24 protein-coding genes are annotated in these 26,026 nt (G+C 69.7%); 19 read left to right on the forward strand and 5 right to left on the reverse strand.

All coding sequences use genetic code 11. The annotated features are described in order from the left end of the window. Positions 1-66: 66 nt before the first annotated feature. From ACIBL3_RS05480 to ACIBL3_RS05490, 3 genes are read left to right on the forward strand one after another with little or no spacing between them, the layout of a single operon-like run. Positions 67-585, forward strand: a complete 519-nt coding sequence (locus ACIBL3_RS05480) for a hypothetical protein (protein WP_396351945.1) — start codon at positions 67-69, stop codon at positions 583-585. Between the two features lie 18 nt (positions 586-603). Beyond that, positions 604-1,257: a hypothetical protein gene (locus ACIBL3_RS05485; RefSeq protein ID WP_396351946.1), complete on the forward strand. Its 654-nt coding sequence runs from the start codon at positions 604-606 to the stop codon at positions 1,255-1,257. A 23-nt stretch (positions 1,258-1,280) separates the two neighbouring features. Next, positions 1,281-2,801 carry a protein kinase gene (locus ACIBL3_RS05490; RefSeq protein WP_396351947.1) on the forward strand — a complete coding sequence of 507 codons (1,521 nt, stop codon included), beginning with the start codon at positions 1,281-1,283 and terminating at the stop codon, positions 2,799-2,801. Here the strand turns inward: ACIBL3_RS05490 and dinB are convergent. Further along, entirely contained in the window at positions 2,798-3,997 is a 1,200-nt protein-coding gene (dinB, locus tag ACIBL3_RS05495) for a DNA polymerase IV (RefSeq protein WP_396351948.1), read from the reverse strand. The two genes, ACIBL3_RS05490 and dinB, sit on opposite strands and share 4 nt — an antisense overlap. 80 nt (positions 3,998-4,077) lie before the next feature. Here dinB and ACIBL3_RS05500 point away from each other — a divergent pair, with 80 nt between their 5' ends. Next, positions 4,078-5,286 carry an MFS transporter gene (locus ACIBL3_RS05500; protein WP_396351949.1) on the forward strand — a complete coding sequence of 403 codons (1,209 nt, stop codon included), beginning with the start codon at positions 4,078-4,080 and terminating at the stop codon, positions 5,284-5,286. Here the strand turns inward: ACIBL3_RS05500 and ACIBL3_RS05505 are convergent. Continuing rightward, positions 5,172-5,783 (reverse strand): dihydrofolate reductase family protein, encoded by a 612-nt coding sequence (locus ACIBL3_RS05505; protein ID WP_396351950.1) that lies wholly within the window; start codon positions 5,781-5,783, stop codon positions 5,172-5,174. The two genes, ACIBL3_RS05500 and ACIBL3_RS05505, sit on opposite strands and share 115 nt — an antisense overlap. A 54-nt stretch (positions 5,784-5,837) precedes the next feature. Then, positions 5,838-6,155 carry an ArsR/SmtB family transcription factor gene (locus tag ACIBL3_RS05510; protein WP_396351951.1) on the reverse strand — a complete coding sequence of 106 codons (318 nt, stop codon included), beginning with the start codon at positions 6,153-6,155 and terminating at the stop codon, positions 5,838-5,840. A 240-nt stretch (positions 6,156-6,395) separates the two neighbouring features. Here ACIBL3_RS05510 and ACIBL3_RS05515 point away from each other — a divergent pair, with 240 nt between their 5' ends. Both ACIBL3_RS05515 and ACIBL3_RS05520 read left to right on the forward strand, forming a co-directional pair. Continuing rightward, positions 6,396-7,664: an aspartate kinase gene (locus ACIBL3_RS05515; RefSeq protein WP_360519098.1), complete on the forward strand. Its 1,269-nt coding sequence runs from the start codon at positions 6,396-6,398 to the stop codon at positions 7,662-7,664. 5 nt (positions 7,665-7,669) lie between these two features. Continuing rightward, on the forward strand, positions 7,670-8,767 hold the full coding sequence (locus ACIBL3_RS05520; RefSeq protein WP_396351952.1) for an aspartate-semialdehyde dehydrogenase: 1,098 nt from the start codon (positions 7,670-7,672) through the stop codon (positions 8,765-8,767). 62 nt (positions 8,768-8,829) lie between these two features. Here ACIBL3_RS05520 and ACIBL3_RS05525 read toward each other — a convergent pair whose 3' ends face one another. Next, positions 8,830-9,819 carry a helix-turn-helix domain-containing protein gene (locus ACIBL3_RS05525; RefSeq protein ID WP_396351953.1) on the reverse strand — a complete coding sequence of 330 codons (990 nt, stop codon included), beginning with the start codon at positions 9,817-9,819 and terminating at the stop codon, positions 8,830-8,832. A gap of 344 nt (positions 9,820-10,163) precedes the next feature. Then, positions 10,164-10,298: a hypothetical protein gene (locus tag ACIBL3_RS05530; RefSeq protein ID WP_396351954.1), complete on the reverse strand. Its 135-nt coding sequence runs from the start codon at positions 10,296-10,298 to the stop codon at positions 10,164-10,166. Between the two features lie 809 nt (positions 10,299-11,107). Here ACIBL3_RS05530 and ACIBL3_RS05535 point away from each other — a divergent pair. The 13 genes from ACIBL3_RS05535 to ACIBL3_RS05595 are packed head-to-tail and all read left to right on the forward strand — an operon-like array spanning position 11,108 to position 26,025. Then, entirely contained in the window at positions 11,108-11,974 is an 867-nt protein-coding gene (locus ACIBL3_RS05535) for an ABC transporter permease (protein ID WP_396351955.1), read from the forward strand. Next, a complete protein-coding gene (locus tag ACIBL3_RS05540; protein ID WP_396351956.1) occupies positions 11,961-12,779 on the forward strand; it encodes an ABC transporter ATP-binding protein in 819 nt (272 codons plus the stop codon). Before ACIBL3_RS05535 ends, ACIBL3_RS05540 begins: the two co-directional genes overlap by 14 nt. 3 nt (positions 12,780-12,782) lie before the next feature. Then, positions 12,783-13,871, forward strand: coding sequence for a glycosyltransferase (locus ACIBL3_RS05545; protein ID WP_396351957.1), 1,089 nt, complete (start codon positions 12,783-12,785; stop codon positions 13,869-13,871). 20 nt (positions 13,872-13,891) lie between these two features. Then, entirely contained in the window at positions 13,892-15,214 is a 1,323-nt protein-coding gene (locus ACIBL3_RS05550) for a glycosyltransferase (protein ID WP_396351958.1), read from the forward strand. Further along, positions 15,211-15,918 (forward strand): hypothetical protein, encoded by a 708-nt coding sequence (locus ACIBL3_RS05555; protein ID WP_396351959.1) that lies wholly within the window; start codon positions 15,211-15,213, stop codon positions 15,916-15,918. The genes ACIBL3_RS05550 and ACIBL3_RS05555 overlap by 4 nt, the downstream gene beginning before the upstream one ends. A 4-nt stretch (positions 15,919-15,922) precedes the next feature. Further along, on the forward strand, positions 15,923-17,107 hold the full coding sequence (locus ACIBL3_RS05560) for a hypothetical protein (protein ID WP_396351960.1): 1,185 nt from the start codon (positions 15,923-15,925) through the stop codon (positions 17,105-17,107). Next, positions 17,104-17,715, forward strand: coding sequence for an acyltransferase (locus ACIBL3_RS05565; protein WP_396351961.1), 612 nt, complete (start codon positions 17,104-17,106; stop codon positions 17,713-17,715). The genes ACIBL3_RS05560 and ACIBL3_RS05565 overlap by 4 nt, the downstream gene beginning before the upstream one ends. Next, positions 17,712-18,803, forward strand: a complete 1,092-nt coding sequence (locus ACIBL3_RS05570) for a DegT/DnrJ/EryC1/StrS family aminotransferase (RefSeq protein WP_396352307.1) — start codon at positions 17,712-17,714, stop codon at positions 18,801-18,803. Before ACIBL3_RS05565 ends, ACIBL3_RS05570 begins: the two co-directional genes overlap by 4 nt. Before the next feature lies 1 nt (position 18,804). Continuing rightward, positions 18,805-19,812: a Gfo/Idh/MocA family protein gene (locus tag ACIBL3_RS05575; RefSeq protein ID WP_396351962.1), complete on the forward strand. Its 1,008-nt coding sequence runs from the start codon at positions 18,805-18,807 to the stop codon at positions 19,810-19,812. Then, the gene (gene wecB, locus ACIBL3_RS05580) at positions 19,809-20,867 is read left to right on the forward strand and encodes a non-hydrolyzing UDP-N-acetylglucosamine 2-epimerase (protein WP_396351963.1); all 1,059 of its coding nucleotides are present in this window, start codon (positions 19,809-19,811) and stop codon (positions 20,865-20,867) included. Before ACIBL3_RS05575 ends, wecB begins: the two co-directional genes overlap by 4 nt. A 4-nt stretch (positions 20,868-20,871) precedes the next feature. After that, a complete protein-coding gene (locus ACIBL3_RS05585; RefSeq protein WP_396351964.1) occupies positions 20,872-22,101 on the forward strand; it encodes an acyltransferase family protein in 1,230 nt (409 codons plus the stop codon). Between the two features lie 25 nt (positions 22,102-22,126). After that, positions 22,127-23,428, forward strand: a complete 1,302-nt coding sequence (locus tag ACIBL3_RS05590) for a nucleotide sugar dehydrogenase (RefSeq protein WP_396351965.1) — start codon at positions 22,127-22,129, stop codon at positions 23,426-23,428. Further along, positions 23,425-26,025, forward strand: coding sequence for a glycosyltransferase family 4 protein (locus ACIBL3_RS05595; protein ID WP_396351966.1), 2,601 nt, complete (start codon positions 23,425-23,427; stop codon positions 26,023-26,025). The genes ACIBL3_RS05590 and ACIBL3_RS05595 overlap by 4 nt, the downstream gene beginning before the upstream one ends. Position 26,026: the final 1 nt, after the last annotated feature.

A 26,026-nucleotide genomic window follows, 5' to 3' on the forward strand; every position in this document is an offset into this window, starting at 1 on the left:
CCTGACCGGCCCGCGAGGGGTCCTCAGCAACTACGTTGAGGGCTCCATCCCGGTCAGGAGGCCTGTGTGCAAGAACAATTGGATGTCGGCGCATCCTTCACCACTACCCGGCGACGCCCGGTCGTTGTCGGAGTGATCACCGCGTTGCTCGCCTACGCGCTGCTGCCCCGCGGGTTCTCGTACGACCGGGAGACTCTCGAGGTCGCGCTGTTCCTGAACCTGGTGGGCGTGGTCTGCCTGGTCACAGCGGTGCGCAACTGGCGGCTCGTCCTTCGGCGACCAGCTGAGCTGCGGTTGACGACTGCGGGGCTGACCGTCAAGCGAAGCGGTCGCGAGCTGAGTGTGCCCTGGCACGCGGTCGGCCAGATCCGGATCGACGGGGACCTGCGGCGGCCATGGGTGGTGGCTTGGCTCGATCCCGGCCAGGTGCAGAGTGGCGTGCCGGCAGCGCGGCGGCGGGACGGGGCCTACCTGCTCTTTCCGGTCGGGCACGGGCAGTCGGTGGTGCGGCGCAGTCGGAAGTTGCGTGGGCTCCGAGCGGCGATCATCGGGTACGGGCGGCGGTGGGTCGACGAGCTGGTCTAGGAGCGGTTGGATGGGGCGGTGTCTGTTTATGAGCTGCTGCCGCGGCTGCCCGACCTGCACACCACCAGGCGGGTCAGCCGGGCGCTCGCGGTGCTGGACCTGGTCCTGAACGACCTCGACGACCTGAACCACTTCTCGTTCGACGCGCGGTGGTCGGCGACGGAAGAGGCGGCGTTGATGAGGGACGGGTCGGGGAACGAGTACTCGATCGTGTTCTCGGCGGACGGCGCGTTCGGGTACGGGTTCGACCACGAGTCGCCGATGTCCCTGTACGTGAACGGGATGCGGACCTGGCCGGGATTGGTCGACGGGGTGCCGGAGGTGTTCCACGGCGCTCGGGACGACCGGGCGTTCCGGGATCCGGCGGGTGTGCCGCGGGCGACGGTCGCGTTCTGGCGTACGGCGGACGACAGCGAGTGGCGCTGTGGCCCGGTCGAAGGGGTCGAGAAGGACGGCGCCGACGAGCTGTTCGAGGTGCTCGCGGACGGTCGCCCCGAGGCGTACCTGACGTTCGCCGAGGACTACTACGAGGTGGCCCTCGACCTCGAGCCGGTCCGGCACGTGTACGCACTGATGCCACTCACCGAGTACGTCGTGACGTCGCTCAACCGCGGACGCCGGTTGCAGGACCTCGCCGAAGGGATCGCCGAGATCGGCTACCCGCGCTCCTGAACCCGGGTTAGCCTGACTCCCCGATGACAACGCACCCAGGGGATCCGGCGACGATCGGGTCGTTCGCGATCGAGGCCCGGCTCGGCCGTGGTGCGATGGGTGCGGTGTACCTGGCGCGGTCGCCCGGCGGTCGCTTGGTCGCGGTCAAGGTGGTCCGCGACGAACTCGCCGGCGACGACGGGTTCCGGGCCCGGTTCGCCCGCGAGATCGAGGCTGCTCGCCGGGTCAGTGGCGCGTTCACGGCGGCGGTCGTCGACGCCGATCCGGACGCGGAGCGTCCGTGGCTCGCGACCGAGTACCTGCCGGGACCGACGCTGCAGAAGGCGATCGACACGTCCGGTCCGTTGACGCCCGGCGGGGTTCGCTCACTCGCGGGCGGGCTGGCCGAGGCGCTGGTCGCGATCCACGCGTGTGGGTTGATCCATCGTGATCTCAAGCCGTCGAACATCGTCCTCACCGACAACGGTCCGCGGGTGATCGACTTCGGCATCGCCCGCGCGCTGGAGGACGCGAGCCTGACGGCGACCGGGGTGGTGATCGGTACGCCGGGCTATCTGTCGCCTGAGCAGATCACGGGTTCGGCGATCGCGCCGTCGAGCGACATGTTTGCGCTGGGCGCCGTACTGGTGTTCGCGGCGTCCGGCCGTGGCCCGTTCGCAACCGGCAACCCGGCGTCGCTGCTGCACCGAATCGTCCACGAGCAACCACACATCCCACCGCTACCCGAGCCCCTGCACGATCTCGTACGACGTTGCCTCGCACGAGATCCCGCCCACCGCCCAACCCCACAACAGCTCCTGCACGCCGTCGGCTCCCCGGCGAACACCGCACTACTAACCCCACCCACTCCGACGATCGCGAACCCCACCAAACTCCTCCCGGAGTCGGCCGCATCCACGCAGCCGACGTGGCCGGGGCAAGAGGCGTCGGCGGGGCAGGTGCCGCCGGGGCAGTCCCCAGCCGCGGTGCACCAAGCGGTGCCGGGGCATCAAGCGGCAGGGCAGTCCGCGCCGGTGCAGCACGTGGCGGGGCCGCTCACGCCAGCGCGGACCGGGGCTACCTTCTCGACCACCAGAACGCGACCTGTGGTTATCGCGCTGCTGACCACGCTGCTCGTGCTCGGGTTCTGGCCGCGGCAGAGTGCAGCGCAGGATCCAGCGGCGGCCGTCATCGGGACGACCGTGTCTGCGATCAGTCTGTATTTTGCGGTTCGGAGTTGGCGGTTGGTGGTCCGGCGTCGCGTCGTGCTCCGGCTGACTCCAGAAGGGCTCTCGGTCGAGCGCGGCTACCAGCAAGCCGCCGTGCCCTGGTCTGCCGTGACCCGCCTCCGCCTGGTCGGGGACCTCAAACGACCCTGGCTGATCGCCTGGCTGGACGCCGCGCACCAAAGCACCCTGCCGACCCCACGTCGCCGGCACCACGGCGGCGTCAAGCTCTACCCCGTCGCCCACGAACGCACCGCCAAACACCGCGCCCACCAGCTCAACGAGCTCCAAGCAGCCCTCAACTGGTACGCCGGTCGCCTGCACGACAACTCGTACTAGTCCGGCAGCATCGGCACCGTCAGCCCCTGGTCGCGGCCGAGCAATATCCCGCGGGTGATCGCGTTCGTGCCGAACTTGTCCTTGACCGAGTCCAGCGCCGAGTCGAGCTCGTCGTTCGACGCCTTGTCGAACGGCAGGGCGAGTTGCATGGCCGCCTCGTTCTCCAGGTTGCCGACCGAGATGCCGATCATCGTGATCCCCTGCGCGGTGATCAGCGGCCGGGCCGCCGACAGCAACGCCCGCGCGGTGACTAGGATCGCCCGCGTCTGATCGGTTGCCTGGGGCAAAGTATGCGACCGGGTCGCCCGGCTGAAGTCGTCGAACCGCAGCCGCAGGGTGACCGTCCGCCCGGCCCGCCCCGCCGTCCGCATCCGTCGCGTGACCCGGTCCACCAACCCGGCCAGCACGGCATCCAACGTCGCCGGCGACTTCGGCGACCGACCCAGCGCGCGTTGCGAACCGATCGACCGCCGCCGCCGACCGACCTCGATCGGCCGTGGGTCGCGGTTGTGGGCCAGCGCATGCAGATGCCGCCCCGAGGCCCGCCCGAGCATCGCCACCAGCGCGGCCTCGGGCAGCATCGCGACGTCACCGACCTTGGTCAGCCCGCGGGTCCGCAGCTTCTCCGCAGTCACCTCGCCGACACCCCAGAGCCGCTCGACGTCCAGTGGATGCAGGAACTCCAGCTCCCGCTCCGGCTGCACCTCGAGCAGCCCGTCCGGCTTCGCGACCCCGCTCGCCACCTTGGCCAGGAACTTCGTCCGCGCCACCCCGACCGTGATCGGCAGCCCCACCTGCGACAGCACGTCCGCCCGCAGCCGCTGCGCGATCTCCAGCGGCGTCCCGGAGATCTTCCGCAGCCCACCGACGTCGAGGAACGCCTCGTCGATCGACAGCCCCTCGACCAGCGGCGTGGTGTTCTCGAAGACCTTGAACACGGCCTTGCTGGCTTCGGAGTACGCCGACATCCGCGGGTCGACCACGATCGCGCCGGGGCAGCGGCGCAGCGCCTGTCCACCGTTCATCGCGGTCCGGACGCCGTACGCCTTGGCCTCGTAGCTGCAGGCCAGCACCACGCCGGCGCCGACGATCACCGGGCGGCCGCGCAGGCGCGGGTCGTCCCGCTGCTCGACCGACGCGTAGAAGGCGTCCAGGTCGGCATGCAGGATGCTCGCCGTACCGTTCGACACGAACATATGTTCGCATACCCGCAGGCTGTCCGGATAGGGAGAATTCCCGAGGCGCCGAACCGGTTTGTCAGGACAGAATGCCCGTCATGGACCTGACGGCGTACCGCGATCTCTGGAAGACCCACGGGGTGATGGCGCTGCTGGCGTCGGCCCTGATCGCGCGGATGCCGGTGATGGCGACGATGGTCCCGCTGGCCTACCTGGCCAAAGATGCCGCCGGCAACTTCGGCTGGGCCGGTGTGGTGGCCGGCGCCTACTCCGTCGGTACGGCGCTGGCCAGCGTCGTGTGGTCGCGCAGGGCGGACCGCAAGGGCGCCCGCTGGGTGGTGATCGGTACCGGGATGGCGTGGGGTGTCCTGATGGCCGTGGTCGCCCTGCTGCCGGACAGCTGGTACCGGGCGCTGCCGATCGCCGCCGCCCTGGCCGGGATGTTCGTCGCGCCGGTCACCTCGGCGCTGCGGGCCAGCTGGCCGCGGCTGGTCCAGGGCGCGCGGCTGCGGGCGATCTACGCGCTCGACGCGACCGCGCAGGAGCTTCTGTTCGTCGTCGGCCCCATGCTCGGCGCGGTGATCGTCAGCTTCGCCAGCCCGCGTGCTGGTCTGCTGGCCTGTGCCGTCACGGCCGCCGGGGCCATCTGGTGGTTCGGCCTCAAGCAGCGGCCGGGCACGCATCATGAGGAAAGCGACGAGCCTCGGCCGACTGCTCGGCAGCTCGTGTTCCATCGCTACCGGTTCGGGCTGCTCCTCGCCTTCGCGTGCCTGGTGACGGGCTTCGCATCGATGTCGCTCGGCATCGTCGCGTTCGCCGACGAGCACGGCAACCGGCTGATCGCCGGCGTACTCGAAACGGTCGCCGCGCTCGGCAGCCTGATCGGCGGACTGGTCGGCGGCGCGCTGCCCGGGCGGCGCAACTCGTACGTCTGGCGCCGGATGCTCGCGATGACGGTGCTCGTCACCGGTTGCGTCTTCGCCACGTCGTCCGTGGTCGCGCTCGCGCTGATGCTGTTCGCGGCAGGGTGCCTGATCGCCCCGACCGTCGGGGCGATCTACGAACGGCTCGGCGTGATGACGCCGGCCTCGGCACGGACCGAGATCTTCGGCTGGATGATCAGCGGCGGCATGATCGGCGCCGCGGTCGGTTCGGCCGTCGCCGGCGCCGTGGTCGAGGCCTTCGGCGTCCGCTACGCGTGGGTCCTGATGGCCGTGCTCGCGCTCCTGGCCACGCTGTCGGTGCTCCACGTCCCGCCCCACCGTCCGGCCGAGGCCGACGTGGAAGAGGTCGCGATCGCTGCGTAGTCCACGCGGTAGTTGGCCTCCAGCGCGCCGGAGTCACTCGCACACATCGAGATCAGCCGCAGCGCACGCCGGTCCGGGAACAGAGGCGAGCCGAAGCCGGCCTGGACCGGTTGGATGAGCAGGGACACCTCGTCGAGCAACCGCCACCGCAGCAGCGACCGGACCAGCTTCACGCTGCCCACCACGTGCAGGTCGGCGCCCGGCACGTGCTTCAGTGCGCGCAGCACCCGGTGCGGGTCACCCTGCAACACCTCGGTGTGCGGTCGCGCGATCACCGGCCGGGACGCGATCACCAGCTTGCGCACCCGGTCCAGCGGTACGGCGGCATCGTGGAACCGCGCCACAGACGCGGCGTACTGCTCGAACGTGCTCCGCCCGAGCAACACCGTCTCGGCGCCGGTCACCAGCCGATCAAGACTGGGCTCCGGAAGCCAGTACTCCGGCCGGTCCACGATGCCGTCCTCCGACATCCACAGCCTGGCCACGATATTGCGCATCCACTGCTCCTCTGGGTCTCCTTACTTACCCAGATGCGCCGGCCGACCCGAAGGTTACCGGCGGCCCCGGTGGATCTCGGTCTCCAGGGCGTCGAGTCGGTTGATCCAGAACTTGCGGTACCGGTCCAGCCAGCTGTCGATCTCGCGCAGCGGTCCGGGGTCGACGGCGTACAACCGCCGGGTGCCGTCGATCGTGACGGTGGCGAAGCCGTTGTCGCGCAGCACCTTGAGGTGCTGGGAGACGGCCGGCTGGCTGATCCCGAACTCGTCGCCGATGGTGGCGGCGATACTGCCGGCCGGCAGCTCGCCCTCGGCCAGCAGCTCCAGGATCCGGCGCCGGACCGGGTCGCCGAGGATGTCGAACGCGTGCACGGACCGAGTATTTCAGTGATGACTTATATGAACAAGGCCCGGGGCAGACCGGACGGTTTCCGGCCGCTCCGGAGCGTCGCCGTGGAACCTTCCGGCGCCCCGACGATCGGCCGGACGGTCGGCCCGGCTGCTGGTCAACGGGTAGGCAACGAACGAGTCACGGCTAGAATGAGGCCCGAGACTACGCCTGGTGCAACGCCGCACGGCGTACCGCAACCAGTGGTTTGAGGAGACACACCTGTGGGACGCGTCGTGCACAAGTACGGCGGTTCTTCGGTCGCCGACGCCGAAAGCATCAAGCGCGTGGCCCAACGGATCGTCGCGACGAAGAAGGCCGGGAACGACGTCGTGGTGGTTATTTCGGCCATGGGCGACACCACCGACGAGCTGATGGACCTGGCCCAGCAGGTCTCCCCGCTGCCGCCGCCGCGCGAGCTGGACATGCTGCTCACCTCGGGCGAGCGGATCTCGGCCGCCCTGCTGGCGATGGCGATCGCGAACCTGGGCTACGAAGGCCGCTCGTTCACCGGCTCGCAGGCCGGCGTGATCACCACCTCGGCGCACGGCAACGCGCGCATCATCGACATCACGCCGGGCCGGATCGAGGAGGCCCTCGGCGAGGGCCACATCGCGATCGTGGCCGGGTTCCAGGGCGTCGCCCAGGACACCAAGGACATCACCACGATGGGCCGCGGCGCCTCCGACACCACCGCAGTCGCGCTGGCCGCCGCGCTGGAGGCGGACTACTGCGAGATCTACACCGACGTGGACGGCATCTTCACCGCGGACCCGCGGATCGTGCCGGCCGCGAAGCAGATCCCGAAGATCTCCTACGAGGAGATGCTCGAGATGGCCGCCTGCGGCGCGAAGGTGCTGCACCTGCGCTGCGTGGAGTACGCGCGGCGCTACAACGTCCCTGTCCATGTGCGCTCCTCCTTCTCGCAGAAGGAAGGCACCTGGGTCGTCGATGCGAAGGAACTGAATCAGATGGAACAGGCGATCATCTCCGGCGTGGCCCACGACCGCGGCGAGGCCAAGATCACCGTGGTCGGTGTGCCCGACAAGCCCGGTGAGGCCGCCCGGATCTTCGAGACGGTCGCCGGCGCCGAGACCAACATCGACATGATCGTGCAGAACGTGTCGGCGGTCGCCACCAACCGCACCGACATCTCGTTCACGCTGCCCCGCGCCGACGGCGCCCGGGCGATGTCCGCGCTGGCGCGGATGAAGGACGAGGTCGGCTACGAGCAGCTGCTGTACGACGACCAGATCGGCAAGGTCTCGGTGGTCGGTGTCGGAATGCGCTCGCACCCGGGCGTGTCCGCGAAATTCTTCTCCGCGCTGGCCGACGCCGGCGTGAACATCGAGATGATCTCCACCTCGGAGATCCGGATCTCGGTGGTCGTGGACGAGAACCTGGTGGACGCCGCCGTGACCGCGGCGCACACTGCATTCGACCTGGACGACGAGCACACCCAAGCTGTCGTGTACGGAGGAACTGGACGGTGACCCCTGTGAGCGCTTTGGACAACCAGACCGACGACCGGACGGGCCTGCCCTCGCTGGCGGTGGTCGGCGCCACCGGCGCCGTCGGGACGGTGATGCTGGCCCTGCTCTCCACCCGCGAGAACGTGTGGGGAGAGATCCGGCTGATCGCGTCCGAGCGCTCCGCAGGCAAGAAACTCAAGGTCCGCGGCGAGGAGGTCGAGGTCGTCGCGATCAGCGAGTCCGCCTTCGAGGGCATCGACGTGGCGATGTTCGACGTACCGGACGACGTGTCCGCGCACTGGGCCCCGATCGCGGCTGCCAAGGGCGCCGTCGTGGTGGACAACTCCGGCGCGTTCCGGATGGACGACGACGTGCCGCTGGTGGTGCCCGAGGTGAACGCCGAGGCGGCCCGGAACCGGCCGAAGGGCATCATCTCGAACCCGAACTGCACGACGCTGTCGATGATCGTGGCGATGGGCGCGCTGCACCACCGCTACGAGCTCGAGCAGCTGGTGGTGGCGTCGTACCAGGCTGCCTCCGGCGCCGGGCAGGACGGCATCGACGCGCTCTACGACCAGCTGATGAAGGTGGCCGGCAATCGCGACCTGGGTACCACGCCGGGTGACGTGCGGCGGGTGATCGGCAACGCGCTCGGCCCGTTCCCGGCTCCGCTGGCGCTGAACGTCGTACCGTGGGCCGGCTCGCTGAAGGACGAGGGCTGGTCGTCGGAGGAACTGAAGGTCCGCAACGAGTCGCGCAAGATCCTCGGCCTGCCGAGCCTGAAGGTGTCCGCGACCTGCGTCCGGGTGCCGGTGATCACCACCCACTCGCTGTCGGTCCACGCCCGGTTCGCCCACGAGGTGGACGCCGACGAGGCCCGGGAGGTACTGCGGGACGCGCCGGGGGTGCTGCTGTTCGACAACCCGGCCGAGGGCGAGTTCCCGACCCCGGCCGACGTGGTCGGCACCGACCCGACCTGGGTCGGCCGGATCCGCAAGTCGCTGGACGACCCGAACGCCCTCGAGCTGTTCGTCTGCGGTGACAACCTGCGCAAGGGCGCGGCCCTGAACACCGCTCAGATCGCCGAGGTCGTGGCCAAGGAGTTCACCACCGCGGCGTCCTGAAAACGTTGGAACAAAGGGCTCCCGGCGATCGCCGGGAGCCCTTTGTTGTGCTGGGCAACGGGTTAGAGCCAGTTCTCCCGGGCCGCGTGCAGGGCGAGCTGGAAGCGGGTGCTGGCGCCGGTGCGGTTCATCAGCCGTTCGAGGTAGCGGAAGAAGGTACGGCGGCTGATGCCGAGCGTGCGCGCGATCGTGTCGTCGGCGGCGCCGGTCGCGAGCAGCGCCAGCAGGCGACGCTCGATCGGCTCCAGCCGGTCGTCCTCGGCGCCGACCGAGGCGTGCAGCGGCAGCGCGTTGCGCCAGCACAGCTCGAACATGCCGATCAGCGCGGTGAGCAGGCTGCTCGGCCGGATGATCAGCAGTGACCGGTTCACGTCGGTGTCGCGCACCGACATCGACACGAACGCGATCGAGCCGTCGATGATGGTCAGCTTAGCCGGTACGTCGGGCAGCACCCGGGCCTGCTCACCGGCCTCCACGCACGGCAGGATGTTCTCGGTCAGGTAGCCCGGCACCTCGACCGACTCCGGGGAGTACACCACCCGGTAGGAGACCCCGCGCTTGAGGTGGTCGATCTCCTCCTGGTTCGGGCCGCCGATGTAGTACGGCGGGGAGTCGATGGCCAGGATCTCGCGCTGCGCGCCGCCCTTGATCTGCCGGATCCGCTCCACGATCGCGGCTCCGGTGACGACCTCGATCAGGTGCGTGGTCGACTCGTTGTGCACGGTCCGGCGGAACTCGTCGTACGCGTTCAGGACCTCGATCCGGGCCTGTTTCAGCTCGGACTCCCGGCGCAGCGTCATCGCCTCGAGGCCGGCGTCCGGTGGCACCGGGAGGTAGCGGGAGTGGTCCGAGCCGGACCGCCGGGCCAGGCCGGCCTGGACCAGCCCGCCGAGGGTCGCGTCGATGGTGGCCTCGCGGTCGGGCACCGCGTCGTCCAGTTCGGTGATCGACGACGGGCCGGTCCGCAGCAGGTGCTGGTAGACCTTGATCTCGTCGTCGCTGAGTCCGAGGACGCGTAGGTGGTCGGCACGCTCCGTGTCGGTGGTGCTCACAACCCTTCCCTCCCTTCCGAGTGCTGTCACTGTCCGCTACCGCCCCTCCAGGGTAAAGGGGTCCGGTCAAGGCTACGGCCAGCGCAGTATGCACTGTCCGTGGTGAGGTGTATGCACCCAGCGATATTTGTTGTCCTGTCAGCATTCTTGTGCCGTGTCACCATCTGGCCACCATTTCTGCGCAGTCGTGAGCGAGAATTGAGGTCCAGCAGCCCGGCGACGGACCACCTGAGCGCCGCCGGGCTGCTGTTCCAATTCTGGCCCGAGTTCGCTGTCACGTCAGCGGAGCCCGTTTCGGTTGGGTCTCGATCCCGGCGCATCGGTGCCCTCGCACTTCCGTGCCATCACCGGCTGTGCTGGAGGGTGTACAAACTGTGCATCTCCATCGTGAGGCCGATGAGGAGGAGAGTCCGATGCGACCGGTTCTGCATCCCGCCGCCGCTCGCTTCGGTGCTGCCGTCCCCGGTGTGAGTTCGCACCAGTCCTCCTCCGCCGGCCTTGGGCCTGTCCCCACATCCCCTGCGTGCTGCGCGGCACTCGGCGGCGCACCTCGCCGCACTGGTGCAAAGGCCACAATGCTCCGCATCGAGACCTTCGCCCCAGCACGCCGAGCCACACCACCGAGCACCTGCTCGCGACTGCAGGGGATGTGGGGACAGGCCCATGGTGCGATGACCGCCGCCCTGGTCATCGTGCCCGTCGATCCGGTGTGTGCCAGGCCCGCTTCCGCCCATGGCGGGCAGGCCCCCGGATCCAGGGTGGACCCCAGGGAGGTGCTGAGCGGAGCTCCGTGGATGGTGAGGCTGTCCATGGGGAGCGGGGACACGACGTGCCCCGCCCGGCTCGCCCCGGCCAGGAAGCGCCCCCTGGGGTCCCACCGGTAACAGCAGCCCGCACAGTTCACACGCGCGGTGGGCCACGTCACGCCGGCGCTCCGAACTTCCGGCGTACGGCGGACGTCGTATCTCTGAACACCGTCCCGGCCGCAGCCGAATTGACCGCGATTTTTCGTGCTGTGGAAGGCGTTTTGGCCGTCCGAGGGCGTCAAATGTATATTCCAGATAACGATCGGCGAGGGCGACCACGGCGGAGCCGGAAGTCGGCGCGTCGCTGCCGGGCACGACGTTGGTAGCCGTCTGTACGTCGTTGCTCACTATGGAGGACCACTGTGTCGTCGGTATTGACGCCGATCCGCTACTCTGCTTCCCGGTCTGCGTGGCCCGCCGTCGTACCGGGCGGCAGCCGCCGAGCCCCAGTCGGATACCGGGCAGAGAGAGGCGTCGCCTGAATGAACGCGACTAGCGTCGACGAGGAGTTCAACCCGTCGGTGCACGTGTACGAACCGCACAAGGTCGGCCTGCCGGCGCTGCGTCCTTACTTCAAGGCGCTGTGGCAGCGCCGGGAGTTCGCGGCCGAGATGTCCCGGACGAACATCCGGGCGGCCAACACCAACACCTTCTTCGGTCAGGTGTGGCTGGTCCTGAACCCGCTGCTGCTGGCCGCGGTGTACTACCTGCTGGTCGACATCATCGCCGGCGGTAGCTCGAAGGTGGACGCCTCGGAGCGGTTCGCCCACATGTGCGGCGGGCTGTTCGCCTTCTACTACTTCTCCGGTGCGATGACCGCCGGTGCGGCCAGCGTGGTCGGCGGCGGCAAGCTGCTGATGAACATGTCGTTCCCGCGGATGCTGCTGCCCCTGTCCGCAGTCCGTACGGCGTTCTTCCGCTTCCTGCCGACCCTGATCGTGTACCTGGTCATCCACGTGGTGATGCGGCAACCCCTGAAGTGGGAGATGCTGCTGGCCCCGACGTTCCTGGCCATGCTGACGGTCTTCGCGGCCGGGATGGGCATGATCTTCGCCGCCCTGCAGGTGTACTTCCGCGACACCACCAGCTTCCTGCCGTACTTCGTGCGGATCTGGCTGTACCTGTCCCCGGTGCTCTGGTTCGCCGAGCAGGCGCCGGAGAAGTTCAGGGGCTTCATCCAGTACAACCCGCTGTACTCGCTGATCGGCGGCTGGACCGACCTGCTGGTCCGCGGTGACATCCCGGACAAGATGATGTGGATCGGCGCGGCGTTCTGGGCTGTCGCTGCGTTCGTGATCGGCTCGTTGTTCTTCATGTCGAGGGAGCGTGAGTTCGTTGTCCGTCTCTGAGACCGAGAAGAAGCCGATGCAGAAGACCCCGTCGGGCATGCCGGCCGTCAAGGTGCAGGATGTGTCCATCACCTACCGGACCACGTTCGAGCGGGTGCCCACGTTCAAGAGCGCGATCGTCCGGTTCGGCCGCGGCGAGCGGGCCGTGCGCGAGGTCAAGGCCGTGCAGAACGTGTCCTTCGACGTCGACCACGGCACCACGATCGGCATCATCGGCGCGAACGGCGCCGGCAAGTCGACGCTGATGCGCTCGATCGCCGGCATCCTGCCGCCGACCAGCGGCCGGATCGAGGTGCACGGCCGGGTCTCCACCCTGCTGTCCCTCGGCGTCGGCTTCAACGCGGCGCTGTCCGGCCGCGAGAACGTCGTCCTGGGCGGCCTGGCCGCCGGCCTGAGCCGCAAGGAGATCCAGGCCCGGTACGAGGAGATCGCCGAGTTCGCCGAGCTCGGTGACTTCATGGAGATGCCGATGCGGACGTACTCGTCCGGCATGTTCAGCCGGCTGGCGTTCTCCGTCGCGGTGCACATGGACCCGGACATCCTGCTGATCGACGAGGCGCTGTCCGCCGGTGACGCGAAGTTCAAGACCAAGGCCGCGGCCAAGATGCAGGACCTGGTCACCAACAGCCGGACCATGTTCCTGGTCAGCCACGCGATGAGCAGCGTCCGCGAACTCTGCAACGACTGCATCTGGCTGCACAAGGGCAAGCTGATGATGCGCGGGCAGCCGGACGAGGTGATTGCGGCGTACACCAAGTTCCTGCAGGTCGGCGAAGCGGAATCCGTCTCACTCGAGGACCTCTGACCGATGGCACGCAGCACGGCGCCGGACGTGGGGATCATCACGACCGGTCACGACGTGGCGGACGCGCGCCTGCACAAGATCACCGCGGCCCTGCAGCGCCGGCAGCTCAGTGTCGAGCTCTGGGGCCTGGGTGAGGCCGAGGGCGGGCCGTCCGGCGCGTCCGTGCACGCCGGTCCGCGCGGCAACCTGGTCCAGCGGCTGGCCCGGACCGCGGTGCTGCCGTGGCGGACCAAGGCCAAGGTGGTGATGACGGTCGACCCGGACATGATCCCGGTCACCCGCCTGGTCACCACCGTGCGGCGCCGCAAGATGGTCGCCGACGTGCACGAGGACTACGGCCGGCTGCTCGCCGACCGGGCCTGGGCGAAGGGGCCGGCCGGGCTGCCGGCCCGGCTGATCGTCCGGGCCAGCTCCAAGCTGGCCGCCCGCGCCGACCTGACCGTCGTCGCGGACTCGCACCTCGCTCCGCACGAGGCCAAGCGGCGGCTGGTCGTCCAGAACCTCCCCTACGTCCCGTTCCTGGCCCCGACACCGCCGTCCGGCACGCCGCGGGCCGTGTACGTCGGGGACCTGCGGGCCAGCCGGGGTCTGTTCGACATGGTCGAGACCGTCGCCGCCGCGGCGGACTGGTCACTCGACCTGATCGGCCCGGTCGCACCCTCGGACCGGGACCAGCTCGAAGCCCGGATCGGGCAGCCCGATCTGGCCGGCCGGGTCCGGCTGCACGGGCGCCAGCCACCGGCCGACTCGTGGCGGCTCACCCAGGGCGCCTGGGCCGGCCTGGCCATGCTGCAGCCGACTCCGGCCTTCGTGGAAGCGATGCCGTCCAAGATCTACGAGTACCTCGCCAGCGGCCTTCCCGTGCTGTCCACCCGGCTGCCGCGGCAGTCCAGGGTGATCGAGGAGTCCGGTGGCGGAGTACTGGTGGACTCGGTGCCGGAGGCGGCCGAGACCCTGCGGCGCTGGTCCGCGGATCCCGGCGAGCTGGAGAAACTGCGCGACCACGCGCTGCAGTGGGCGGCCGGCCATCTGCCCACGACCACGCCGTACGACGAACTGGCCGACGCGATTCTCGACTTGCTACGAGGCTGAACTTGCCTGAGAGGAAGGGCATGACCGACCGCCCACATCTGCTGTACGTCGCCTGGGGCTTCCCGCCCTGCCGGGGCGGCGGTGTCTACCGGGCCCTGGCCACGGCCAACCGGTTCGCCGCGCTCGGCTGGAAGGTGACCGTGCTGACGGCCGAACGTGAGACCTTCCACCGGTTCACCGGCGCCGACCTGACCCTCGAGGAGCGGGTCGACCCGTCCGTCGAGGTCGTCCGGGTCCCGTTCGAGTGGCCGATCCTGGAAGCCGACCTGCGCAAGTGGTCCAAGCGCCGCGCCGCGAACCCGAAGCTGTGGAGCAAGTGGCGCACCAAGCAGGACCAGATCCCGTTCCCGGAGACCGGGTACGGGCCGTGGCGCTCGATCATCGAGAAGGCCGCGGAGCGGATCCACGCCGCGCACAAGGTCGACCTGACCGTCGCCACCGCGAACCCGCACGTCGCGTTCACCGCCGCGTACCGGCTGAACCAGAAGCACGGCGTGCCGTACGTGATGGACTACCGCGACGCCTGGCTGCTGGACGTCTTCACCGGTGACCGGCTGCACGAGCCGAACAGCCGGGCGGCCAAGTGGGAGAAGAAGCTGGTCGAGTCCGCGCGCGAGGTCTGGTTCGTGAACGACCCGATCAAGGACTGGCACGAGCAGCTCTACCCGGCGCACGCCGCGAAGATGCACACCGTTGCCAACGGCTTCGACCCGGACCTGGTGCCGGACACCGACGACCGCGGCGCCGTGACGGACCGCCCGCTGGTGTTCGGGTACGTCGGCACGGTGTCGCCGAAGGTGCCGCTGGCCGAGTTCGTCGAGGGCTGGCAGATCGCCCGGTCGTCGTCGGAGGAGCTGGCCGGCGCGAAGGCGAAGATCCACGGCTACCTCGGGTACTACGCCCAGCCGCGCGCCGACATGCTCGCGACCATCAACAACGCCAACGACGACGGGGTCAGCTACGAGGGCCCGGTCGGCAAGGCGGAGATCGCCAAGGCGTACGACGAGTTCGACGTCCAGCTGCTGATGCTGGGCAAGGGCCGGTACGTGACCAGCGGCAAGGTGTTCGAGTACCTCGCGACCGGGTTGCCGATCGTGTCGGTGCACGACCCGGAGAACGCGGCGTCCGACGTGCTGCGCGGGCACCCGTTGTGGTTCCCGGTGGCGGACGTCACCCCGGAGGCGATCGCGGCCGCGCTGACCGAGGCCGCGCACGCTGCCCGGACGGCGGACGAGGGGATCCGGGCCAAGGCGCGCGAGTTCGGCGCGTCCTACCGGCGGGACCTGCAGCTGGACCCGCGGATCGAGTCGCTGGCCGCTGCCGTGAAGGGAGTCCGGGCGTGAAGAACGTCGTACTGCTGAGCACCCGCCGGCTGCCTCCGGCGTACTTCGACACCGTCCGCGAGGACCTCGGTGACCCGAACGTCGTCCTCGACGTCGTCGGCTGGGTCGCGCCGGGCGGCTGGGTGGCCGAGAAGGTCAACTCCTTCACCCTCATCGGTCCCGGCCGCATGCCCGCCGCTCCCGAGCCGGAGCCGGTTGTCGACCCGACGGAAGAAGCCCCCGACGCAGTCATCGCCCCCGAGGCAGTCGCCGAGCCGGAAGCTGTTGTCGGCAACGCCGAAGTCGCTCCGGCCGCAGCTGAGGTCCCTGCCGATGCTGCCCCCACCACTCCGGCGGCTGCGGCGAAGCCGCGGCCGACCGGCGCCAAGCGGGTTGTCAAGGCTGCTGCCTGGCGCTACCGGAAGGCCCGCAAGGTTGCCGGGCGGATGTTGCCTAAGGCAATTAAGACCTCGGCGCCGGTGAAGTTCCTGCGCGGGAACCGGGCCAGCAAGGATCTGGGGAAGACCTACTGGGGCCGGGTGCTGAGTCGCCGGGACGTGATGGCGACGATCGACCAGGCCGACGTCGTGGTCGCCCTGGACGCCGGTGCGATCTGGGCCGGCTGGAACCTCGGCCAGCGGAAGGCGAGCACCCCGGTGGTGCTCGGCATCCCGGCCGCCCGCCGCGAGTTGGACATGCTGAAGGCACCGGCAGGTAATGGGTGATTCGATGACGGTGTCGCGTTCGATCCGCGAGCACCTGCCGGCGCCACTCGCCCGGACCGCGGGAGCGGTCCGGCGGCGCCTGCGCGGCTTGCGGTACTCGTACGCGCAGCTACCGGCGTTCCCGCCGGTGGCGACGACCCCGGTGCGGATGCTGGTCGGCCCGACCAACTCCGCCGGGCAGGGCTATGCCTGGGCACAGGCCGCCAAGACCCTGCCCGAGGTCAGCGCCGTCTCGTTCTCCCTGCACCGCAAGGGGCAGTTCCAGTTCACGACCGACTACGGCGTCCCGCTCGCGTGGTTCGGCCAGCCCCGCTGGCAGCGCGCCCAGGAGCAGTACGTCGGTTCGCACACCCACGTCCTGGTGGAGTCGCTGCGCCCGATCTTCGGCGCGCGCGGCTTCCCGGACGCCGCCGCCGACATCGCCGCGCTGCGTGCCGCCGGCGTCAACGTCGGTCTGCTGTTCCACGGCTCCGACATCCGCCTGCCCAGCCGGCACGCGAAGCGCGAGCGCTGGTCGCCGTTCACCCCGGGCGACGACCTGACCGAGCGCCTGGAGACGCAGGCCCGCCGGCACGCCGAGCTCGTCGAGAGCCTCGGTCTGCCGGTCTTCGTGTCCACGGTCGACCTGCTGGACGACGTACCTGACGCACACTGGTTGCCGGTTGCGATCGACCCGGCGCCGTGGGCGCAGGCGGCGCGTCCGCTGTTCGCCGGCGAGCGTCCGGTCGTCGTACACGTCCCGTCGAACGCGCAACTCAAGGGCACCGACCGGATCGACGCCGTCCTGACCGACCTGCACGACCGCGGGGTCCTGGAGTACCGGCGGATCACCGGCGTACCGCACAGCGGGATGCCGGGCGTGATCGGCGCCGCTGACATCGTTGTAGACCAACTCAGAATGGGTCTGTACGGCGTGGCGGCGGCCGAGGCGCTCGCCGCCGGGCGGATCGTCGTGTCATACGTCGGTGAAAGTGTGCGCCACCGGGTGCGTACTCTGACTGGGCGAGAGGTGCCGATCGTGGAGGCGGATCCCGACACTCTGGGTGATGTTGTCACCGGCCTGATCGCCGATCGTGACGCCGCCGCCGAGCGGGCGGCCGCCGGACCCGCCTTCGTGGCGGAGCTGCACGACGGACGCCGCTCGGCCGAAGCACTCACCAGCTGGCTCAGTTCGAAGGAGATCCTGTGACGTCCCGCATCGCGCCGTCCGCCGACGTCGACGACCGCGCCCAGATCGGCGACGGTTCGTCGGTCTGGCACCTGGCCCAGATCCGCGAGAACGCGGTGCTGGGGAAGAACTGCATCGTCGGCCGCGGCGCCTACGTCGGGACCGGGGTCCGGATGGGCGACAACTGCAAGATCCAGAACTACGCCCTGGTCTACGAGCCGGCCGTGCTCGAGGACGGCGTGTTCATCGGCCCGGCCGTGGTGCTCACCAACGACTACTTCCCGCGCGCGGTCAACCCGGACGGGTCGCCGAAGAGCGGCCACGACTGGGAGCCGGTCGGCGTGACGATGAAGGAAGGCTGCTCGATCGGGGCGCGCAGCGTCTGCGTGGCGCCGGTCACCATCGGCCGCTGGGCCACCGTCGCCGCGGGTGCGGTGGTGACCAAGGACGTGCCAGACTTCGCGCTGGTCGCCGGCGTCCCGGCCCGCCGGATCAAGTGGGTCGGCAAGGCCGGCGTTCCGCTGCTCGCCGTCGGTGACGGCGAGTGGAAGTGCCCGAACACGGGCGAGATGTACATCGAAACCGACGGGCGGCTGCGGCCGGCCGGTGAAGACATGGAGGAGAACTGATGGTGCAGCCGATTCCGGCCGCGAAGCCGATCATCGGGAAGGAGGAGCGCGAAGCCGTCGACCGGGTCATGCAGTCCGGGATGCTGGCCCAGGGCCCCGAGGTGGCGGCGTTCGAGCAGGAGTTCGGCGCAGCGCTGGTCTCCGGCCGTGCGTGCGTCGCGACGAACTCCGGTACGTCGGGTCTCCACCTCGGTCTACTGGCCGCGGGTGTCGGCCCGGGCGACGAGGTCATCGTCCCGTCCTTCACCTTCGCCGCGACCGCGAACAGCGTCGCGCTGACCGGCGCCACCCCGGTGTTCGCCGACGTCGAGCCGACGTACTTCTGCCTGGACCCGGCCGCGGTCGAGGCCGCGATCACCGAGAAGACCAAGGCCGTCATGCCGGTGCACCTGTTCGGTCACCCGGCGAACATGACCGCGCTGCAGGCGATCGGCGACAAGCACGGCATCCAGATCTACGAGGACGCCGCGCAGGCGCACGGTGCGACCTGGAACGGCGCGCAGGTCGGCACCTTCGGCGAGTTCGCGATGTTCAGCCTGTACCCGACCAAGAACATGACCTCGGGTGAGGGCGGCATGAACTCGGTGGCGAACGCCGACATCGAGCGCCGGATGCGGCTGCTGCGCAACCAGGGCATGCTCAAGCAGTACGAGAACGAGCTGGTCGGCCTGAACAACCGGATGACCGATCTGCACGCCGCGATCGGCCGGGTGCAGCTGACCAAGCTGGCCGGCTGGACCAAGCAGCGGCAGGAGAACGCGGCCTTCCTGGACGCGAACCTGCAGGGTGTCGCCGTTCCGGCGGTGGCCGCCGAGGCGACCCACGTGTACCACCAGTACACGATCCGGGTGACCGAGGACCGCGACGGCTTCGCCGACGCGCTGCGCAACGAGCACGGCGTCGGCTGCGGCGTGTACTACCCGATCCCGAACCACCGGCTGCCGTCGTTCCAGCGCGAGCTGGACCTGCCGGAGACCGAGAAGGCCGCGGCCGAGGTGCTCTCGCTGCCGGTCCACCCCTCGCTGTCCGAGGAAGACCTGAACCGGATCGTGGCCGCGGTGAACACCGTGGCGAAGGCTGGTGCGTGAGATGGCGAACCTGCGAGCGGGCCTGATCGGCCTGGGCATGATGGGGCGGCACCACGCCCGTGTCCTCGCGTCCCTGGACGGCGTCGACCTGGTCGCTGTCGCCGACCCGGGCGGTGACAAGTTCAACGTCGCCGCCGGCCGTCCGGTGCACGAGAACATCGAGCAGCTGATCGCCGAGGGCATCGACTACTGCATGGTCGCGGTGCCGACCCAGTACCACGCGGAGATCGCCAAGGCGCTGGCCGAGGCCGGCGTGCACGCGATGATCGAGAAGCCGCTGGCCGGGTCCTCGGCCGAGGCGACCGAGATCGCCAAGGCGTTCGAGGCGGCCGGCGTGATCGGCGCGGTCGGTCACATCGAGCGGTACAACCCGGCGCTGCAGGCGCTGCGGGTGCGGCTGGAGAACGGTGAGCTGGGCGACATCTACCAGATCACCACCCGCCGCCAGGGCCCGTTCCCGGCCCGGATCGCCGACGTCGGCGTGGTGCTCGACCTGGCCACCCACGACATCGACCTGACCGCGTGGGTGACCCAGTCGCCGTTCGTCACGGTGTCCGCCCAGAGCGCGCACAAGTCCGGCCGGCAGTACGAGGACCTGATCGCGGTGACCGGCAAGCTCGAGGACGGCACCGTGACCAGCCACCTGGTCAACTGGCTGTCCCCGATGAAGGAGCGGCTCACCGTCGTCACCGGTGAGAAGGGCGCGTTCATCGCCGACACGCTGCTGGCCGACCTGTCCTTCCACGCCAACGGCACCGTGCAGACCGCCTGGGACGACGTCGCGCACTTCCGCGGGGTCAGCGAGGGCGACATGATCCGGTACGCGATCAGCAAGCCGGAGCCGCTGCGCACCGAGCACGAGGCGTTCCGGGACGCGGTGCTGGGCAAGGAAGCCGACATCGTCACGCTGCAGCAGGGTCTGACCACCGTCCGGGTGGCCGAGGCAGTGATCCAGTCTGCTGGTGAAGACCGCACCATCAAGGTTGCCGGGGAGTCCGCCGAGTCATGAAGGTCCTGAGCGTCGTCGGGGCGCGACCGCAGTTCGTCAAGCTGGCGCCGGTGGCGGAGGCGTTCGCCGCCACCGAGCACCAGCACGTCATCGTGCACACCGGCCAGCACTACGACAAGAACATGTCCGACGTGTTCTTCGCCGACCTGCGGATCCCGGACCCGGACGTGCACCTGGGCGTCGGGTCCGGCAGCCACGGGGTCCAGACCGGCTCGATGCTGTCGGCGATGGACGCCGTACTGGACGAGCACAAGCCGGACTGGGTGCTCGTGTACGGCGACACCAACTCGACGCTGGCCGGGACGCTGTCGGCGGTGAAGATGCACCTGCCGGTGGCGCACCTGGAGGCCGGGCTGCGGTCGTTCAACCGGCGGATGCCGGAGGAGCACAACCGGGTCCTGACCGACCACGCGGCCGACATCCTGCTGGCCCCGACCCAGGTGGCGATGGACCACCTGGCCAACGAGGGCCTGAAGGACCGGGCCCGCCTGGTCGGCGACGTGATGACGGACGTGTGCTTCCGGGTCCGCGACGCGGTGACGGACGACTCGTTCCAGCTGCCCGAGGGCCTGAAGCGCGGTGAGTACGTCGTGTCGACGATCCACCGGGCCGAGAACACCGACGACCCGGCCCGGCTGGCCGCGATCGTCGACGGCCTCGCCGACGCCGGTTATCCGGTGCTACTGCTGGCGCACCCGCGCCTGGTCGCGAAGTGCGCGGAGCACGGCATCAAGCTGGAGCGCCCGGACGGTTCGCTGCACGTCCGGGAGCCGCTGGCGTACCCGGAGATGGTCGCGGCCGTGCTCGGCTCGTCCGGTGTGGTCACCGACTCCGGCGGCCTGCAGAAGGAGGCCTTCCTGCTCGGCCGGGTGTGCACCACGCTGCGCACCGAGACCGAGTGGGTCGAGACCCTGGAGGACGGCTGGAACGTCCTCACGTCCGACGTGAGCAAGCTGCCCGAGCTGGCCGCCCGGCCGGTACCGGCAGCCGACCGCCCCATGCCCTACGGAGACGGGCACGCCGCCGAGCGTGTCGTCACCGCACTCACGGAGTAACTACGTGACCAAAGCCGCCGAAGAACAGAGCCAGCCGCCCACCCCGGGCTCTCCGGGGCCGGCGGCTTCGGCCGTTTCGTCCACCGACACGGTCACGCCGCCGCCGGGTGCTCCGGTCAGTGGTTTCCCGGGTGAGTCCGGGCCGCCGCCGGCCGAGCCCCGCAAGCGGCTGCCACGGGTCGAGTCGCTGACCGGGCTGCGCTGGTGGGCCGCCTTCTTCGTGTTCGCGCACCACATGACCAACCTGGCGCCGCTGCCGATCTACAAGTTCCTGAAGTACGGGACGTCCGGCGTGACGTTCTTCTTCGTGCTGTCCGGTTTCGTGCTGACCTGGTCGGCCCAGCCGGGGACGAAGATCCGCACCTTCTACCGGCGCCGGTTCGCCCGGATCTTCCCGCTGTACTTCCTCACTCTGATCGCGGCGATCTTCGTCTTCTACCGGTTCGACCCGCCGACCGGGATGTCGTGGATCAAGCCGGTCTCGGTCACCGTGCTGGTGCTGTCGGCGTTCCTGCTGCAGGGTTGGTCGAACAACCCGGTCGTGCTGTACGGCGGCAACCCGGCCGGCTGGACGCTTTCGGTCGAGGCGTTCTTCTACGCGTACTTCCCGTTCGTCTGGCGGGCCACGAAGAAACTCAAGGTGGCCGGCGGCCTGATCCTCTGCGTCGCGGTGATCGTCCTTGGCGGGGCCTACCGACTGGCGCTGTTCCACTACCCGGACGTCGTACCGGTGCTGCCGCAGCCGATCCTGCACTCGGTCGCGTTCCTGTTCGGCATCGGCCTGGCGATCGCGCTGCGGACCGGCTGGAAGCCGCGGATCCCGGTCTGGTTCGCCTTCCTGGTCACCTCCGGCGGCCTGTACACGCTGTACTACTCCGGTTTGCACCCGACCCAGGTGCCGTTCGCCACCACCATGGGCCTGTGCCAGAAGGAAGTCCTGACCCTGCTGTATGGCTTCCTGATCTTCGCGGTCGCCGCCCGGGACACCCGCGGTGGCCGGTCCTGGCTGCGCAGCAAGCCGCTGGTCGCGCTCGGCCAGTGGTCGTACGCGTTCTATCTGGTGCACGCCACCATCCTGTACGCGATCAAGGAGTACCACGGCGTGGCCGGGCCGATCGGCTGGTCCAACCTGACCTGGTACGCCGGTGTCCTTGTCCTCTCGATCATCGCCTCGTGGCTGCTCTACAAGTTCGTCGAGCACCCGCTGGAACGGAAGCTCCGAGGCCCCCGATGAAGAATCACTACCTAGTGGAGTTCCTGTGCGTGTCAGTGTTGTTGCCTTAGGCAAGATCGGGCTGCCGTTGGCGGTCCAGTTCGCGGCCAAGGGCCATCAGGTCGTCGGCGTCGACATCAACCCGAAGACGGTCGAGCAGGTGAACGCCGGGCAGGAGCCGTTCCCGGGGGAGGCGCACCTGGCCGAGCTGCTCGCCGAGACCGTGGCCGACGGACGCCTGCGGGCGACCACGGACTACGCCGACGCGATCCCCGGCAGCGACGCCGTCGTACTGGTGGTGCCGCTGTTCGTCGACGAGAAGACCGGCGAGCCGGAGTTCGGCTGGATGGAGAGCGCGACCCGGTCGCTGGCCGAGCACCTGAGCCCGGGCACCCTGGTCAGCTACGAGACCACCCTGCCGGTCGGCACCACCCGGAACCGGTGGAAGCCGCTGCTGGAAGAGGTCTCCGGCCTGACCGAGGGCCAGGACTTCCACCTGGTGTTCTCGCCGGAGCGGGTGCTCACCGGCCGCGTCTTCGCGGACCTGCGCAAGTACCCGAAGCTGGTCGGCGGCCTGTCCGAGGAGGGCGCCAAGCGCGCCACCGCGTTCTACGAGGCGGTGCTCGACTTCGACGACCGCCCGGACCTGGAGCGCGGCAACGGCGTCTGGGACCTGGGGTCGGCCGAGGCAGCCGAGCTGGCGAAGCTGGCCGAGACCACCTACCGCGACGTGAACATCGGGCTGGCCAACCAGTTCGCCCGGTTCGCCGGTGAGCACGGGATCGACGTGCACCAGGTGATCGAGGCGTCGAACTCGCAGCCGTACAGCCACATCCACCGGCCCGGTATCGCGGTCGGCGGCCACTGCATCCCGGTCTACCCGCGGCTCTACCTGTGGACCGACCCGGAGGCCACCGTGGTCCGGGCCGCCCGTGAGGCGAACCTCGGCATGCCCGACTACACCGTCGGCCTGCTCGAGGGCGCGTACGGCGACCTGGCCGGAGCCAAGGTGGTCGTGCTCGGCGCGGCGTACCGTGGTGGTGTCAAGGAGACCGCGTTCTCCGGGGTCTTCCCGGCCGTGGAGGCGCTGAAGGCCCGTGGTGCGGAGGTGTCCGTGCACGACCCGCTGTACACCGACGAGGAGCTCCAGCAGCTCGGCTTCACGCCGTACGCGCTGGGCGCGCCGGTGGACGCGGCCGTCCTGCAGGCGGACCACCCGGAGTACGCGCAGCTGACCCCGGCCGAGCTGCCGGGTGTGCAGGTGCTCGTCGACGGCCGTGACCGCACCGACCCGGCTCGTTGGGCGGGCGTGCGCCGGATCGTGATCGGAAGGTCGGTCAGCCAGTGACACATGCCGGCCTGCGGGTCGTGATGATGGTCGCAAACGACGTCACCAACGACAGTCGGGTCCGCAAGGAGGCCGCAGCACTGGCCGAGACCGGAGCAGAGGTGACTGTGCTCGGGGTCTCGGCCAGCGGCCTGCCGTCGAGGGAGATGCTCGACGGCGCGCTGATCGTCCGGGTGGCGGTTCCGTTCAGCCTCCAGGAGGAGCGGAAGCGGAGCCGCAAGGCCCGCCGGGACTGGCGGCCGCCCTTGGTGGGGTACAAGAACCGGTCGACGTACGTCGCCCGCAGTCAGCGGATCCAGGCCGAGCTGAAGGAGCTGAAGTCCGACTCCGGGCACGCCATCGCGCGGGCGAAGGCGGGGCAGGGCAATCCGCTCAAGTTCAAGGCCGGCGTGGCCACGCGGCTGCTGCGGCGGTCGCGCTGGCAGACGGCGAAGAAGGTCACCTGGGTCCGCAAGGGCGTCGGGAACAAGGCCGACGCGCCGTTCAAGTTCGGCTGGCGTGCGTACGACGGGGTGATCCACCGGCTGCCGTGGCCGGCGCCGTGGCGCAAGCTGCACCCCGAGGCACTGGACCTCGAGATCGCGTTCGGTGATTTGATCGATCGACTCGAGCCGGACGTGGTGCACGCGCACGACATGCACGTGATCGGCGTCGCCACCCGCGCCGCCGGCCGGGCCAAGCTGCGCGGCAAGGACCTGAAGGTCGTCTACGACGCGCACGAGTACGTGGCCGGCCTGTCCCGGTACGGCGCCCGGACCCGGCGCTCGATCGCGGCCTGGGCCAACCACGAGGCCGAGTACATCCGCGACGCGGACCGGGTGATCACGGTCAGCCCGGCGATCGCCCGGACGCTGCAGCAGGACCACGACCTCGATCACGAGCCCGCGGTGATCATGAACACGCCGAACCCGGCGGACGTGTCGGTCGAGGTGTCCGACATCCGCAGCCGGATCGGCCTGCGCCCGGAGGTTCCGCTGCTGGTCTACAGCGGCGGCGTCACCCGGGCCCGTGGGATCGAGACCGCGGTCCAGGCTTTGGTGGACCTGCCGGACGCGCACCTGGCCGTCGTGTGTGTCCCGGGTGTCGCGACGGACGCCGTACGAGAGCTGCAGGCCCAGGCCGCGGCCCTCGAGGTGCAGGACCGGCTGCACTGCCTCGACCCGGTGAAGCCGGACGAGGTGGTCGCCTTCCTGCGGACGGCGGATGTCGGGCTGATCCCGATCCTGCGCTACCCGAGCCACGAGATGGCGCTGCCGAACAAGCTGTTCGAGTACGCCTTCGCCGGACTGCCGGTGGTGGTCAGCGACATGCCGAGCATGAAGGAGTTCGTCGACCGGATCCGGATCGGCGAGGTCTTCGTCGCGGCCGACGCGCACGACCTGGCGTCGAAGGTGCGCACGGTCCTCGGCGACCTCGACACCTACCGCGAGCGCGTCGCCGACCCGGTGTACCAGCAGGAGGTCTCCTGGGCCGGGCAGGCGGACAAGCTGCGCGGCCTGTACGGCGAGCTCGTCGGACAGCAGCTCGAGGTCGTCCAGCCGGGTGGCCGGGCGATCAAGAAGGAGCGCCGGCTGCTGCTCGGTCCGGTCAACAGCGCCGGACAGGCGTGGCTGTGGGCGACCGCGCTCGAGCGTGAGGTGCCGAACCTCAAGGCCGAGTCGCTGACCACGGGCAGCGGCGCGTTCGACTTCCGCGTGCACCGGACCGGCACCTACCGCCAGTACCGGTCGGACCTGCGCTGGCAGCTCGAGCTGACGGCGTACGCCTTGCGCGAGGTGACCCACGTGCTGTTCGAGGCCGGCCGGCCGATGTTCGGGCAGCAACGCGGGCAGATGTGGACGAACGACGTACCGATGCTGGACCAGGCGGGCATCAAGCACGGCCTGGTCTTCCACGGGTCGGAGATCCGCGACCCGGCGCAGCACCGGGCGCGGTACCAGTGGTCGCCGTTCCGGAACGCCGACGACGAGCTGACGACCCGCCTGCAGGCCGCGAACGACCTGATGCGGACGCACCTGGAGGGTTACGAGGGGACGATCTTCGTCACCACGCCGGACCTGCTGGAGTTCGTCGACAACGGCATCTGGTTGCCGCTGACGGTCGACATCGAGGAGTTCGCGTCGACCGCTCCGGTGCTGGAGCGGGAGGTGCCGGTGGTGCTGCACGCGCCGTCGGCCAGCGCGTTGAAGGGGTCGGTGTACGTCGACCCGGTGCTCACGGACCTGGATGCGCGAGGCCTGATCAAGTACCAGCGGGTCCAGGGCGTCCCGCACTCGGAGCTCGCCGAGATGGTGCGCAACGCCGACATCGTGGTCGACCAGCTGCTGCTCGGCTCGTACGGCGTCTTCGCCTGCGAGGCGATGGCGGCCGGCCGGGTCACCGTCGGGCACATCGCGGACCCGGTCCGCGACCTGCTGCCGACCGACCTGCCGATCGCGGAGGCGACCCCGGACAACCTGTCCGAGGTGATCGAGCGGCTGGTCGCCGAGCGCGACACGGCCCGCAAGATCGCCGACGCCGGTCCGGAGTACGTCCGTGAGCTGCACGACGGGCGCAGGTCGGTAGAGGTTCTTTTGCCCTTCCTGGGCGGAAGGTGAC

Source organism: Kribbella sp. NPDC050124, from assembly GCF_044460355.1.
Lineage (GTDB): Bacteria > Actinomycetota > Actinomycetes > Propionibacteriales > Kribbellaceae > Kribbella.

What these genes read in the sequence shown, in the direction of transcription:
- ACIBL3_RS05490 (WP_396351947.1), top strand. Translation starts at nt 1,281, where the DNA reads ATGACAACGCACCCAGGGGATCCGGCGACGATCGGGTCGTTCGCGATC.
- dinB (WP_396351948.1), bottom strand. Translation starts at nt 3,997, where the DNA reads ATGTTCGTGTCGAACGGTACGGCGAGCATCCTGCATGCCGACCTGGAC.
- ACIBL3_RS05500 (WP_396351949.1), top strand. Translation starts at nt 4,078, where the DNA reads ATGGACCTGACGGCGTACCGCGATCTCTGGAAGACCCACGGGGTGATG.
- ACIBL3_RS05505 (WP_396351950.1), bottom strand. Translation starts at nt 5,783, where the DNA reads ATGCGCAATATCGTGGCCAGGCTGTGGATGTCGGAGGACGGCATCGTG.
- ACIBL3_RS05535 (WP_396351955.1), top strand. Translation starts at nt 11,108, where the DNA reads ATGAACGCGACTAGCGTCGACGAGGAGTTCAACCCGTCGGTGCACGTG.
- ACIBL3_RS05545 (WP_396351957.1), top strand. Translation starts at nt 12,783, where the DNA reads ATGGCACGCAGCACGGCGCCGGACGTGGGGATCATCACGACCGGTCAC.
- ACIBL3_RS05550 (WP_396351958.1), top strand. Translation starts at nt 13,892, where the DNA reads ATGACCGACCGCCCACATCTGCTGTACGTCGCCTGGGGCTTCCCGCCC.
- ACIBL3_RS05560 (WP_396351960.1), top strand. Translation starts at nt 15,923, where the DNA reads ATGACGGTGTCGCGTTCGATCCGCGAGCACCTGCCGGCGCCACTCGCC.
- ACIBL3_RS05575 (WP_396351962.1), top strand. Translation starts at nt 18,805, where the DNA reads ATGGCGAACCTGCGAGCGGGCCTGATCGGCCTGGGCATGATGGGGCGG.
- wecB (WP_396351963.1), top strand. Translation starts at nt 19,809, where the DNA reads ATGAAGGTCCTGAGCGTCGTCGGGGCGCGACCGCAGTTCGTCAAGCTG.